The sequence below is a fragment of the Chryseobacterium gotjawalense genome (genome assembly GCF_030012525.1).
Taxonomy (GTDB): domain Bacteria; phylum Bacteroidota; class Bacteroidia; order Flavobacteriales; family Weeksellaceae; genus Kaistella; species Kaistella gotjawalense.
Genome location: NZ_CP124855.1, coordinates 2,294,687 through 2,308,421, shown reverse-complemented (window position 1 = coordinate 2,308,421; position 13,735 = coordinate 2,294,687). Strand labels below are relative to the sequence as shown.

General features: G+C 38.8%; 10 protein-coding genes. 3 read left to right on the top strand and 7 right to left on the bottom strand.

Annotation, left to right across the window (positions count from 1 at the left end):
• The first annotated feature begins 6 nt into the window (after positions 1 to 6).
• Positions 7 to 438 carry a nucleoside deaminase gene (locus tag QGN23_RS10550; protein WP_282904266.1) on the top strand — a complete coding sequence of 144 codons (432 nt, stop codon included), beginning with the start codon at positions 7 to 9 and terminating at the stop codon, positions 436 to 438.
• A gap of 134 nt (positions 439 to 572) precedes the next feature.
• Here the strand turns inward: QGN23_RS10550 and QGN23_RS10545 are convergent, their stop codons facing one another.
• The 3 genes from QGN23_RS10545 to QGN23_RS10535 form a co-directional block, all read right to left on the bottom strand.
• Complete coding sequence (locus tag QGN23_RS10545; RefSeq protein WP_282904265.1) at positions 573 to 1,334, bottom strand: type III pantothenate kinase; 762 nt, start codon at positions 1,332 to 1,334, stop codon at positions 573 to 575.
• 61 nt (positions 1,335 to 1,395) lie between these two features.
• On the bottom strand, positions 1,396 to 3,240 hold the full coding sequence (locus tag QGN23_RS10540; protein ID WP_282904264.1) for a M1 family metallopeptidase: 1,845 nt from the start codon (positions 3,238 to 3,240) through the stop codon (positions 1,396 to 1,398).
• Between the two features lie 124 nt (positions 3,241 to 3,364).
• Positions 3,365 to 5,047: a DUF6909 family protein gene (locus QGN23_RS10535; RefSeq protein WP_282904263.1), complete on the bottom strand. Its 1,683-nt coding sequence runs from the start codon at positions 5,045 to 5,047 to the stop codon at positions 3,365 to 3,367.
• 319 nt (positions 5,048 to 5,366) lie between these two features.
• On the opposite strand from QGN23_RS10535, the gene QGN23_RS10530 reads away from it, so the two are divergent.
• Both QGN23_RS10530 and QGN23_RS10525 read left to right on the top strand, forming a co-directional pair.
• Positions 5,367 to 7,565, top strand: a complete 2,199-nt coding sequence (locus QGN23_RS10530; protein ID WP_282904262.1) for a glutamine synthetase III family protein — start codon at positions 5,367 to 5,369, stop codon at positions 7,563 to 7,565.
• A 324-nt stretch (positions 7,566 to 7,889) separates the two neighbouring features.
• A complete protein-coding gene (locus tag QGN23_RS10525; RefSeq protein ID WP_282904261.1) occupies positions 7,890 to 8,576 on the top strand; it encodes a C40 family peptidase in 687 nt (228 codons plus the stop codon).
• A 552-nt stretch (positions 8,577 to 9,128) separates the two neighbouring features.
• On the opposite strand, the gene rodA is transcribed toward QGN23_RS10525, so the two are convergent.
• The 4 genes from rodA to mreC are packed head-to-tail and all read right to left on the bottom strand — an operon-like array spanning position 9,129 to position 13,721.
• Positions 9,129 to 10,358, bottom strand: coding sequence for a rod shape-determining protein RodA (gene rodA / locus QGN23_RS10520; protein ID WP_282904260.1), 1,230 nt, complete (start codon positions 10,356 to 10,358; stop codon positions 9,129 to 9,131).
• Positions 10,355 to 12,370 (bottom strand): penicillin-binding transpeptidase domain-containing protein, encoded by a 2,016-nt coding sequence (locus tag QGN23_RS10515; protein WP_282906393.1) that lies wholly within the window; start codon positions 12,368 to 12,370, stop codon positions 10,355 to 10,357. The genes rodA and QGN23_RS10515 overlap by 4 nt, the downstream gene beginning before the upstream one ends.
• Positions 12,367 to 12,873, bottom strand: a complete 507-nt coding sequence (locus tag QGN23_RS10510) for a rod shape-determining protein MreD (protein WP_282904259.1) — start codon at positions 12,871 to 12,873, stop codon at positions 12,367 to 12,369. Before QGN23_RS10510 ends, QGN23_RS10515 begins: the two co-directional genes overlap by 4 nt.
• A complete protein-coding gene (gene mreC / locus QGN23_RS10505; RefSeq protein ID WP_282904258.1) occupies positions 12,870 to 13,721 on the bottom strand; it encodes a rod shape-determining protein MreC in 852 nt (283 codons plus the stop codon). Before mreC ends, QGN23_RS10510 begins: the two co-directional genes overlap by 4 nt.
• Positions 13,722 to 13,735 lie beyond the last annotated feature (14 nt).

The following is a 13,735-nucleotide window of genomic DNA, read 5'->3' as shown; positions in this document are numbered from 1 at the left end:
TTAATTATGTTTACCGACGAATACTATATGAAAATGGCGCTCCAGCAGGCGCAGATCGCTTTTGAAAAAGAGGAGGTTCCTATTGGCTGTGTCATCGTTTCCAATGACCGGATATTGGCCAAAACCCACAATCTGACAGAGACTTTAAATGATGTTACTGCCCATGCGGAAATGCAGGCGATTACCTCGGCAGCAAATTACCTCGGCGGCAAATATCTGCAAAACTGTACGATGTATGTGACGCTCGAGCCCTGTGTCATGTGCTCTGGAGCTTTAATCTGGTCGCAGATTTCTAAAGTCGTGATTGGTGCGAGAGATGAACAGAGAGGTTTTATCAATAAACATTTAAACCTGCATCCAAAAACAGAAATTGTTGTAGGCGTTATGGAACATGAATGTTCGGTAATTGTAAAAGAGTTTTTTAAAAATAAAAGATAGAGAATCCCTTCGGGTGAATTCTTTCAGCTCAATTTCTTTCGGTAAATTTTCAATGGAGTGGATTCCTCGCACGACTGCTTTTGGAATAATTCACTTTGTTCACTATTCACCCTAAAGCGATTCGCTATTCACATTTATAAATTTTTTCCCAAATAATACAATCCTTTCAAAGTATGCAGTCGGTCCGCAATCTGAATTTTGTCCGTTAAAGGTTTGTAAACATGGGAAACTCCGCCGGTTGCGATCACGAAACATTCATCTTCAACCTCATCATTAATACGGTCTACAAATCCTTCAACCATACCTAAATAACCATAAACCATCCCGCTTTGCATGCAGGAAACAGTATCTAAGCCCAAAACGGATTTCGGTTTTACCAATTCGATTTCAGGCAATTGTGCGGTATCGTGAATTAAAGAGTTTAGTGCGGTAATAATTCCCGGAGCGATAATCACTCCGAGGGTTTCTCCACTTTCATTAATGCAGCTCGCCGTTAATGCTGTACCGAAATCGAAAATAATTTTCTTTTTACCGGCAGGATAAAGATGATGTGCGGCGACCAAGTTGGCATAAATATCGGTACCCATTTGTTTTGATTTTGGCTGAACTTCTGACGGAGTATTTCGATCAACAACAGTCGGTTTTTTACCGTGAATTTTCTGAATCGCTCTTGAAACATCGTAAGTGAGTTGAGGAACTACCGATCCAATAATTATTTTGTCGATATTTTCAGCTTCAATTCTATGCGTTTGATACATCATCATAAACTGCATCTGCATTTCATCGCTGGTTCTGTACGGTTTAGTATTTAAAATCCAGGATACATCGCAGTTGTCGTCATTAAAAAGTCCGAATCGGATGTTGGTGTTTCCTATATTGATTACGATGGAATTCATTTCTTCTTATTTTCGCGCAAGTTTCACGGATTTTCTGTTGAACGTTGGTTTCTCTTCGTCGTTATTTTACTTCTACCAAATTATCTTCCAGATTCACATCTGCTAACCGTTGAGAAAAATCAATTCCCAAGGCAGAAATCTGTGATTTGGTATAAGGAATTGTCAGCGTATATTCTTTCTGAGTCCATGGCCAATAAGCTTCGGTTTTGAAATCACCGTAAATATCTTTGGTTTTCCAGGTGTGCGTCATATTTAAAGGAATCTGGTAATTCACGACTTTTTTATCGGTCGTCAAAATTGAAAAATCAATAGGCATCGGAATTGTTCCTTTATTTTCTAAAATAATGGTGGTTGAGTTTTCGTTATATTTCACCTCTTTAATTCCGTAATCAATGGTTTTGGTGGTATTAATCCAATAATTGAGGAACCATTTCAAATCCATGCCCGAAACTTTCTGTGCAATATGCATGAAATCCCTATCGGTTGGATGTTTCAAGTGCCATTCATCATAAAATTCTTTCATAACCAAAGCCAGGTTTTGTTCTCCCATAATATAGCCCAGCTGCACCAAAAAGAGTTCACCTTTTACATAAGTTGCGAAAGAGTAAGCGGTTCCATTATCGTGATGGTCTCCTAACCACACGGCAGGTTCTTCAATTCCTCTTTTTACAAAATTCCTGTACCGGTCTAAACTTCCCGTAAACGGATTTGCCTGTGGTGTTTTTGGTGGAAATAACTGGTACATCACAGAATCATCATAATAACTTGTAAAACCTTCATCCATCCACGGCCGGACGCTTTCGTTGTAAGCCATAATCTGCTGATTCCAGGAATGCCCGCCTTCGTGAACCATTAAACCAACGAGACCGTCTAAACTTTTCGCTTCGCCCAGAATCATGGTACACATTCCATATTCCATTCCGCCGTCGCCACCCTGAATAAAAGAGTACGAAGGATAAACGTATCTGCCGAAAGTAGCATTCATTATCTGGAAAAACTTCGTTACATACGGTTTTGACTGTTCCCAGTATTTGGTCTTCTCTGATTTTTGATAAACGAAATAAACTTTCGGTCCGTCTAAAACCACAAACGAATCTACAGTATAATCACGGTCTGCAGCCCATGCGAAATCCAACATGTTTTTGGCAGTCCATTTCCAGGTTGCTTTGTTATTTTTATCAGCTTTAATGGTGGCTTTCTTATCATAACCTTTTACTTCTAAAGGGTTTTCTAAAGTTCCGCCCGCTCCAATTACATACTCTTTATCGATTTTAATATTGACTTCAAAATCTGAAAAAGGGGCGTGAAATTCCCTGCCGATATAATCAAAAGTTGCCCAGCCGTCATAATCGTATTCTGCGATCTTCGGATACCACTGTGTGACCGTCATGTCGATTCCTTCGCGGTTATTTCTTCCGGCACGGCGAATCTGCATCGGAATCACTGCGTCCCATTCCATCGTAAATGTGGTTGACGAATTGGCTTTTATCGGAGAATCCAGATACACTTTCATCACCGTTTCCTGGATTTCAAATTTCAGATTTTTCCCATTTTGCTTGATCCAATGGATATTTTGCGCGCCTTCTTCATCTTTCGGAATTGAAGCTAAACGCGAAATGCCATTATTCTGTAATCTCGAATCACCATTTTTACCTTGGCCCGCAATTCTTTGATCCATCATGGAACCCGGTTTAAAGGCATTCCAGTAAAGGTGAAAATAAACCACATCCAGTTCATCCGGAGAATTGTTGGTGTACGTCAACGTTTGATTTCCGTTGTAGGTGAAGTTTTTCGCATCCACATCAATATCCATTTTGTATTTGGCGTATTGTTGATAATAAGCGTTTTTCTGCGCTGATAATAATCCGAAAAATAAAGTAAGAATAATGAGAAACCCTTTGTTCATGATGATTTTTATTTTAAAAATGGAAAGGTAAGAATTTTTGATTTTATGGAAAGGATTAAGAAAAGAAAAAACCCTTTCAGCATTTTGAGTCGCTGAAAGGGTTGCTATTATATTTTATTAAAAATTACTTCTTAGCAGCTATTCCGCTTTTTAAAATTTTCTCTAATATTCTTAAAGTTATCAGGTAAGTCGGTTTAACTCCCGTCAGTCCCAATCCACCGGAAGACAGTGTAGAACCAGTTTCCAGAGGATTATCAGACGCATAATACGCATACATTACGAAAAGATCTTCTGAAATATGGTGGCGGATTTTCGAGGCAACCTGAATGGCTTTCTGATAATGCGCACCTTCCATTTCCAGCCCAATCGCTTTCCAGGAAGTGTCCATAAAATAACGGAGAATATCTTTATTCTGAAGAGAAGTTCCCAAAACGGTAACCATCCCGCCTTCGAATGCCCGTAATTCGTCATCTTCGAAATCTGCTAATTTCAAAGCATTTTCAAACGGATAATTATCTGCGGTTCCTTCAAATACGTGAGAAGTAGGAATCATAATATCTCCTTTTCCGCCCATCAAAATTCCGGCTTTCCCCATTATCGAAATGGACTTCACCTTCATCGTGTAGATTTCGCCATTATAGTCATAAGGACGTAAAAGTTCGTCCATTACTTCGTAAGCCTGCTCACCGAATGCATAATCGAAAACCATAATCACATCGTCTCCCGAATAATTTAGGTCTGCAAAAGGTGTATTTTTCAAATCGGTTTTTGCCAAATCGATAATCTGAACATCGATATTGCTTCCGCTTTGATCGTGAATATAAATCAAACCGGCATCTTGGGAATGTACGAGAACTTTTTCCTGCAAGGTTTTCTTGTTGGAAATTTCTTCATACATTTTATAGTCCACATTCTTAGTCACTTTTTTCCCGATAGCATCATTTGCAAAAAGCATATTTTTCACAGAATGCATGTTGGCAGAAATAATATGTAAAGGTCTCATCTGCAGATTATTTTCTGCTAAAACCTGTTTTACTTTATTCGCCCATTTTTCGCCAAAGAAATGGTGGCCTACTCTTTCTCTGAGAATTGCCGAGAAATGAACTTCTCTTTCTCTGATTTGTTTATAATCATTAAAACTTTCGTTTCCTAAATGATAAATGATTTTGAAAAGACGGTCCGGATTTTTATCATCGCCGAAACTGTTATAAGCGTTCAAAGTTTCATCAAAGGTTCGTCCTAACAATGAAGATAGGTGAATCAGTGCCACTTCTTTCTCTTTTCTGCTCATTTTTTTATCGCCTGTTGCAACTTCTTCGATAATTTTCCAGGCTCTGCTTGGTTTGTCGCTGCGTTCAGAAAGGAAGGCGAGTTTGCGGATTTTGTCCGCTTCAATATAAAGGAAAGTAAGGTGAGTGAGAATATCGTAAATTTCAGAACGACCCAGAAGAACTTCGATGTTCATTTGATGTTCGTCGATACGATAACAGTTTCTTCTTCTTTTTTTAGGAACAATAACTTCGAAGCTTCCTTTGTCGAAACCTTCATCAGAAGTAAGATGAATGAATGAGCATTCCTCAATCCCTTCCGGAAGTCTGTCTAAAACATACAGAAGTCCGTCTAACTCTATTTTGTTCGGAACTCCCATTGTTCCATAAATTTCCGGGTTGATGATCATAAGTAGTGACCGGAGGCTTTCTCCGGAGATCCCGGCAGGTTTGAAAAAACCGCGATAGAATAAGTGACGCATAGAAACATAAAGTCTTTCGATTGCTTCAGTGGTTTCTCTTGCTCGTGAATTTACCATAGTGTAAAATTTCATACAAATATAAGGAAATAGTTCTAATTTTTACGCTCCCCCAATGGATTCTGTTCATTGTTAATGATTTGTTGACGATAAGATTCTTTCTGCTTCTTTATCTTTTTCATTCGACCGTGCCAGACTGTAATTATTTGCAAATTATTTCCTCCAACGATTTTAAAAAAATCATCCTAATTCATTATAGTTAAAAAGAATGGTTTCAATATTAAATCCTCTATTTTTAAAAATGACCCCATAAAATTTATGGGCAAATCTATTTTGTTTATGTATTTTTTGTAATTTTACCCTATCAAAAACACACCAAATGTCAAATTTAAGATTTAAAGCGCTAGAATTACTTTCTCAGAAAGATTACAGAAAAGAAAATGCAGTGGAAGTTCCTGCAAAATTATCTTCACTTTTTTGTGAAAACGTTTTCTCAGAAGAAACGATGAGAGAATACTTAACCAAAGAAGCATTTACGTCCATTCAGAATGCCATTAAAAGCGGACTGAAAATCCAAAGGGACGTCGCAGATCAAATCGCAGTAGCCATGAAAGACTGGTCGATAAGCAAAGGAGCCACCCACTACACCCACTGGTTTCAACCTTTGACTGGATCTACCGCAGAAAAGCACGACTCCTTTTTTACTCCATTCGAAAGTGACCGCGCCATTGACCGGTTTTCCGGGGGAATGTTGATTCAGCAAGAACCAGATGCCTCCTCTTTTCCAAACGGCGGAATTAGAAACACTTTTGAAGCACGTGGTTATACGGCCTGGGATCCAACTTCGCCCGCGTTCATCATGGGAACAACTTTATGCATTCCTTCCATTTTTATTTCTTATACGGGTGAGACTTTAGATTACAAAGCGCCTCTGCTTAGAGCATTACATGCCGTAGATGAAGCTGCGACTGATATTTGCCGGTCTTATTTTGACAAAAATGTAACGAAAGTGATTCCTACTTTAGGCTGGGAGCAGGAATATTTCTTAGTAGATTCTGCATTGTATCAATCAAGGCCGGATCTGGTCATTACCGGAAAAACACTTTTGGGGCATTCTCCTGCAAAAGGCCAACAGTTAGACGATCACTATTTCGGTTCTATTCCTACGCGGGTAATGAACTTCATGAAAGAACTGGAAATCAAATCAATTCAACTGGGAATTCCTGTAACGACGCGTCATAACGAAGTTGCCCCGAACCAGTTTGAATTAGCTCCGATGTTTGAAGAAGTAAATGTCGCTGTGGATCACAATTCATTATTAATGGATTTAATGGCGAGAGTTGCGCACAAACACCATTTCCATATTTTATTCCACGAAAAACCGTTCGCCGGAGTGAATGGAAGCGGAAAACACAACAACTGGAGTTTGGCCACCGATACCGGAGAAAACCTTTTAAGCCCGGGTAAAAACCCTAAAAAGAACCTTCAGTTTTTGACCTTCTTCGTCAATACACTGAAAGCAGTCCATGATTACGCAGACTTATTAAGAGTGAGTATTGCTTCTGCCGGCAACGATCACCGTTTAGGTGCCAATGAAGCGCCTCCTGCTATTATTTCAACCTTTATCGGTTCGCAGTTATTTGGCGTTTTAGAAGAGCTTGAAAAAGTAAAAGACGGAAAATTATCTCCTGAAGAAAAAACAGACCTTAAGTTAAATGTGGTGGGTAAAATTCCAAATATTTTACTAGACAACACCGACAGAAACAGAACTTCTCCATTTGCCTTTACCGGCAACAAATTTGAAATAAGAGCGGTTGGATCCTCTGCGAATTGCGCAGAAGTGATGACCGTGATGAACGCGATCGCCGCCAAACAGTTTAAAACTTTCAAAATAGAAGTCGATGCTTTGGTTGAAAGTGGCCTGAAAAAAGACGAAGCGATTTTTAATGTATTAAGAGAATACATTAAAGACTCTAAGAATATTATGTTTGAAGGCGATGGTTATTCAGAAGAATGGGCCATCGAAGCCGCCAAAAGAGGACTGAACAACTTGAAAACAACGCCTCAGGCTCTGAGTAGGGAGTTGGATCCGAAATTTATTGCATTATATGAGGAGCTTGGCATTTACACCCATCGTGAAATGGAAGCGAGAAATGAAATTAAATTAGAGAAATACTCATCAGTAATCGCTATTGAAGCAAGAGTAATCGCTGATATTGCAAGAAACCACATTATTCCCTGCGCCCTTAAATATCAGAACCGCCTCATTGAAAACGTGAAAGGATTAAAAGAAATCTTCGGTGATGCCGAGTATCAAACTTTGGCTAAAGAACAAATGAGTCTCATCAGAGATATTTCAGGACATGTAAGCATCATTAAAGTAGAAGTGGAAAATCTGCTTGAGGCAATCGAAAACGCAAAATCAAAAAGCAATTCCAGGGAAATGGCCGATTCTTTTTGTGAGGAAGTTATCCCATTTTTTGCTAAAATCAGAAACTCATCTGATGAGCTTGAAATGATGGTTGACGACGAATTATGGCCGCTGACCAAATACAGAGAACTTTTGTTTACAAGATAAAACAACTTCTAAATCAACGCTAAAGCCCTATATATAGGGCTTTTTGCTGTTTACAAAACTGCCTTTTTCCGATGATAGAGCAATACAATAAAGGCAATAGATTAAACACATAAATGTTAATGAATCATAATATAAATAAAAACGCAACCCCTTAAATAAAGGGATTGCGAAGAATATTCCTTTAACATTAGGAAAAATAATGTTAAAATGCGTTAAAACAGGACTCCTACTAGGGTGTTTTCACCCTCGGTTTTGCCCGATTACTTACTTTTGTAATGCTTTAAAAAACAAATAATAAGTTTTAACACAGGTAATCAAATATATATGAAGAAAAGAGTTTTGTTTTATTGTGCTGCCGTGTTCACTACATTATCAATGCAGTCTTGTGTAACCAATTATGTAGTTTCTACACCAACAACTTACGCTAACGAATACAAATCGAATGCCAAACTGGCAGCGATAGACAATAAGAAACTTGCAGTAGCAAAAGAACAATTATTAAGCAGCTTCAAGGATGAGCAATTGGTAGCAGCCAAAAACTTAGAAGCCATTGTGAAGAACGAAGAAATTGCAAAAGCAGTTCGGTTCTCACAAAAAATAGATGATATTCTAACTGAAGCAGAAACCTATTTAGGAACTCCGTATCGATATGGCGGGATGACCAGAAAAGGAATTGACTGTTCAGCTTTCGTTCTATCGGTTTTCGGTGCAACTGCAGGCATGAGTTTGCCTAGAGTAGCAGCCTCCCAAGCACAGGAAGGAGAGAAAGTAGAAAAAAGCAACCTTCAAAAAGGAGACCTGGTATTCTTTTCACATGGCAAAGGTAGAATTTCACATGTAGGAATCGTGGAAAATGTGACAGAAAATGGTACAGTCAAATTCATTCACGCCGCAACCTCCAAAGGAGTAATGATTTCTTCTCTTGATGATTCTTATTGGGGACCTAAATATAGGTTTGCCAAAAGAATATTATCACAAGATGATTTCAACAGCAACGTCGCAAATAATTAAAAATAGATAATTGATTTTTTAAGAAAACCACCTTTTTAGGGTGGTTTTTTTATTTATTTGGAGCAACGAATGGATCGCTTCTTACCAATCCCGACCCGCTGTCCGCTGTATCCATTCATCGCTGTCGCGAATTCATGGGATGCCGCTCCCATCGGGGCTAGAATAACTGGTTGGATTCTTTTTCAAGAGCTTTTCCGAACGGAATTTTGTAGAAATAACCGTCAGCAAAAAAAAGAAAGGTATAGCTGTAATTAGTAAAAAGAAATATTTATTCTGCTACTTGCCAAGCGTAACACCTTTGCGCCTTTAAAAAAGTGAGAAAACAGCAAAAATGAAATATTTGTCTCATTCACGACGAGATTGAAAATTTTCATTGTGATTAAAGACGGATATACATTAAAAAGAAAAAATTGTTCTTGATCGATTTCAAAACCGTTCATTTCCGAACAATAACAGAAATACACAGTTCAGGCTTTTAACCAGGATTTAAATGCCGGAAATTAGATAGATCTCTGAATGTAAACGGAAACCCTTTGATTTTGCAAATTGTAATTAAACCAAACTGTTTCGGTCGGTATAATTCAGTTTAAAGAAGATGAAGGTCATCATGGAAAATGCCAGCAAAGAACTCCCACCATAACTGAAAAATGGCAGCGGAATCCCCACCGTCGGAAAAAGCCCCATCACCATTCCCAGATTAATCGAAAAGTGCATCAGCAATATAGAAGCGAAACAATAACCAAAGACCCGGTTAAAAGTGGATTTCTGTTTCTCTGACAGGTAATAAATCCGTCCTATAAACACAGAATAAGCGATCACAAGCATTGCGCTGCCAAAAAATCCCCACTCTTCACCAACGGTACAAAAAATATAATCCGTACTTTGCTCAGGAACAAATTTGCCTTGCGTTACTGAACCTTCACGGTAACCTTTACCGAAAAATCCGCCTGAACCGATCGCCGTTTTCGAATAGAGCAAATTATAACCGGACGTATCCCGAAAAGCTCTTTCTCCCTTGTATAAAACTTCTATTCTTTCTCTTTGGTGTTTGGGCATTTTCTCTAAAATAGAAGGAGCCCCATACGCTAATCCGCAAAGGATTCCGACGCCTCCAATGATCGCCGCTACAGATAGTACATTCCAATGAATTTTATAAGAATTTAAAAAGAGAACAATGGCTGCTATTACAATAATAGCAACCACAACATAAACAGGATCAATAGCAAGCGCGACCAGAAAAACAGCAGCGAAAATCAATCCCACACCAAAAACCCATCCGGACATTCCTTCCCGAAATAAGGCGATGAAAAAAGCGATAAAAACCAATAGGGAACCCACATCTGGGATTGCCAAAACCACCACAGCTGGAACTCCGATAATTGCTAAAGAAGTCCAGAGCGATTTCTTATATTTTAAATTAAAATCGGGACCGGAGACATAGTTGGCCAACATTAAAGAAGTACCTATTTTTGAAAATTCAACAGGCTGTAAACTCACCGCACCGAATTTATACCAGTTTTTCTGTCCCAAAATTTCTGTCCCAAACGGGAATAGACCAATGAGTAAAAGGATACCACCGATATAGATGATGCCAGACATATTTTCGAAGAATTTTGCTCTCGTCATAAATATAATGAGCCCCACGAAAACAGACACTCCAAGCCAAACGGCCTGTCTTGTTCCGCTCGCAGGTTCCACACTATAAATATTTGCTACCGCAAAACCGCAAAGCAGAAAATAGAGAAAAAGTCCTAATTTGTCAATACCCTGTGCCCATTTCATCTTTTTGCGCTGTTTTTTAATTTCTGTAGAATAGAATCCCTCTTATAAAGCAGTTGCTTTTTCTGCTCATTATCTCTGGTGATTCTCAAGCGTTCTTCGACTTTTTTTAGATTTACGGAATCTTTATTCGGCTCTTTATAAAGCCCTTTTCTTTTAAGTTCTACGTCCCATTGTCTTTTGTACTCAGGCATAAAACTCGCATTCACTAATTTTTGATAAAGATGTTCCCGTTTTAAATCACCGGTTAAATACTTCTCTGCAATGACTGCTGCTGCAGGGCCGGCCCAGGTACCACCAAATCCTGCGTGTTCCATAACAGCAGCAATTACAATTTTAGGATGATCTGCAGGAGCTGCTAAAACAAATATTGAATTGTCTTTTCCTTGGGGCACCTGTGCGGTTCCTGTTTTCGCCAGCATGGTAAAATCATTGGATTTTAAACTTCGGGCTGTTCCACGCAGCACCACAGCTTCCATTCCTTTTATAATCGGGTCGAAATATTTCGGATCTACCAACGTTTTGTGTTTTACTTTAAATCTTGGATCCGGATTGGGTTTTCCGTCAATTGCTTTTACAATATGGGGCGTGAAATACCAACCTCGATTAACAATTGCAGCGACAGAATTCGCCATTTGCAAAGGGGTTAATAAAACATCACCCTGTCCCATTCCATTAAAAATAGAACCATTCATGGTGTAGGCAGAACTCCAGTCTTTTTTGCCACCACTTCTCTTCTGGTAAAATTCACCGGTCGGAATTCTTCCTTTAGATCCTACTGCTAAGTCATTATTAAGGAATTCCCCGACACCGAAACTGCTCATTATTTTTTTCCACTCATTCACGCCCCGTGTTGGATCGCCTGGATATTTATTCATAATAGCAATAAAAGCGTACGAAAAATAACAGTTGCTTGAGACCTGAATAGCCGGAATTAATGGATCAGCTCCACCATGACCTTTTACGCGTAAACCCCGATAGTTAAATCCGCCTCCACACGGGAAAACCGTATTTTCATCCATCACTCCCATTTGCATAGCAGCGGCAGCAGTAAGTAATTTAAAAGTAGATCCGGGTGGATAAGCTGCCTGAAGAGACCGGTCAAAGGTAGGGCGGTTGTTATAAACGGTATCCATTTGTAAGCGATACAGGTTTTTTGTTTTTTCAGAACCCGAAAAAAGATTCGGATCAATATCCGGACCCGTGGCCAGCACCAAAATCTCCCCGTTGGTGGGATCAATTGCCACGATTGCACCTTGCTTATTGACCAGCATTTCTTCTGCCATACGCTGTAAATCGTAATCAATCGTGAGCTTGATGTCTTTACCGGTAACAACCTCTTTGTCTAAGGCTCCATTTTTATAAGAACCGATATTCCTTAAGCGGATATCTTTTTGAATATACTGAACTCCTTTTACGCCGCGAAGTTCATTTTCATAAGATTTTTCAATTCCCGTTTTCCCGATGAAATCTCCCGGAAGATAATAGACAGAATCTTTTTTCAGCTCTCTTTCATTGACCTCATTCGTATACCCCAAAAGGTTTCCGGACGTAGAAACTTCATACTGCCGCTGAGGTCTTGACACAATACTGAATGCCGGATATTTGAAAATGATTTCCTGTATTCTGGCAATTTCCTCACGACTTAGATTCTTCATAAAAGTCATCGGAGTTAATTTCGAAAAATACTTTTCCTTTTTTATAGCATTAACATTTTTGATGAAATCGGCTTTGCTGATTCTCACCAAATTGCAAAAATCTATGGTATCGAAGTCCGGTTTTAATAATGCTGCAGTAAAAGAGATTTCATAAGCAGGCTGGTTTCCAACCATGATTTTCCCGTTTCGGTCAAATATAACGCCGCGCTGTGGAATAATGTATTCGGTTTTTATTGAGGTATTGGCCGCGTTCAGCGCATACCGGTCCGTGAACAACTGCAAATAAGCAAGCCTTGCTATAAAAATTATAGCAATTAAGGATAAAACAATGGAGATTTTTAAAAATTGCGGTTTCAGACTTTTTGTTTGATTTTAAATGCTAAAGCATAAATAATGATAAAGATAAATGAAATCCCACTTGTTGCCAAAACATTAAGGAAGATATCGAAAAATCTACTAAATTTAAAGATTTCAATATATTGAACAAGTGCCTGATGGATAAAGATACTCATAAATACAAAAAGAAAAAACTGAGACCACTGCAAAGAATGGAAAGAAAAGAAATCCGTAGAAGTATCCGTAGAAGTTCTGAAAATAAGGGTTCTGAAATAAGCAATGACCGTTGTTGCAAATGCATTGATTCCCCAGGTGTACAAAAAAGCATCAATTCCTAATCCCAAAATAAAACTCAACAGCAAAAACTGGTATTTATTTCGAAAGAAAGGATAAAACATGACGAACACCGGATATATCACTGGCGTATATTTTCCGAAAAGAGTGATGCGGTTAAGAACAAAAATTTGTAATGCGATAAGCAAAACAATAATCAGGATATCTGTAAAAAGTGCTCTACTTATCATTTCTCTCTTTTTATGGTCGCTTGCAAAGTATCTTCAATCTTACGGACTTCTGCTTTTTTCAGATTTTTCACCACATATATTTTACTCAGATTTCCCATCTTTTCACTCAGTTCCACCGAGATATCCCAGAAGCCTGTTTTGTTATCGACTTCATAACCGGCAATTTTACCGATCATAATACCTTGTGGGAAAATAGCAGATTTGCCGTCGGTTACAATCGTATCGCCAACCTGAAGCGGAACATATTTCGGTATATCCGACAGATGCATAATTCTGGAATCATCGCCGCGCCAGGTGAGTGTCCCGAAATATCCGGATTTTTTCAGCGACGCATTGATTTTAATTTTATTTAAACTTAAAATCGATTGTACCAAAGAATAAGAGTCGGTAGTATTTATAACGATTCCGGCAATTCCCCCGGGCGCCATAACTCCCATTTTGGGCATCACACCATCTCTTTTTCCTCTGTTAATGGTAAAATAATTGTCTTTTCGGTTGATGCTGTTAAATACGATTTCGCCATCGACAAAAGTATAGATTTGTCCACTTCCGACGGTGTCGTGCACTTTACGGAATTCAGGATTTGCTCCTGCATCTTTGCCGTAAAGCTGCATCATTAAACTTTTATTTTGCGTAACCAGCTGATCATTGGTTTGTTTCAGTTTCAGGTAAGAAGTCCCTTCATCGATATATCCCGAAACCCAGGAATTAAAGGCAGCAGATTGCCCCGCAATCCACGACTGTTGCATTGAGTTTCTACTGAAAATCAATACGATAGCTGTGAGTTGCAGAAATATAAAGAAGACGAATAAACCGTTCTTCGAAAATAATCTCAGCAAAAATCCCATCTGTTAGTTTCGTA

What these genes read in the sequence shown, in the direction of transcription:
- QGN23_RS10535 (WP_282904263.1), bottom strand. Translation starts at nt 5,047, where the DNA reads ATGGTAAATTCACGAGCAAGAGAAACCACTGAAGCAATCGAAAGACTT.
- QGN23_RS10525 (WP_282904261.1), top strand. Translation starts at nt 7,890, where the DNA reads ATGAAGAAAAGAGTTTTGTTTTATTGTGCTGCCGTGTTCACTACATTA.
- QGN23_RS10530 (WP_282904262.1), top strand. Translation starts at nt 5,367, where the DNA reads ATGTCAAATTTAAGATTTAAAGCGCTAGAATTACTTTCTCAGAAAGAT.
- rodA (WP_282904260.1), bottom strand. Translation starts at nt 10,358, where the DNA reads ATGAAATGGGCACAGGGTATTGACAAATTAGGACTTTTTCTCTATTTT.
- QGN23_RS10540 (WP_282904264.1), bottom strand. Translation starts at nt 3,240, where the DNA reads ATGAACAAAGGGTTTCTCATTATTCTTACTTTATTTTTCGGATTATTA.
- QGN23_RS10550 (WP_282904266.1), top strand. Translation starts at nt 7, where the DNA reads ATGTTTACCGACGAATACTATATGAAAATGGCGCTCCAGCAGGCGCAG.
- QGN23_RS10545 (WP_282904265.1), bottom strand. Translation starts at nt 1,334, where the DNA reads ATGAATTCCATCGTAATCAATATAGGAAACACCAACATCCGATTCGGA.
- mreC (WP_282904258.1), bottom strand. Translation starts at nt 13,721, where the DNA reads ATGGGATTTTTGCTGAGATTATTTTCGAAGAACGGTTTATTCGTCTTC.
- QGN23_RS10510 (WP_282904259.1), bottom strand. Translation starts at nt 12,873, where the DNA reads ATGATAAGTAGAGCACTTTTTACAGATATCCTGATTATTGTTTTGCTT.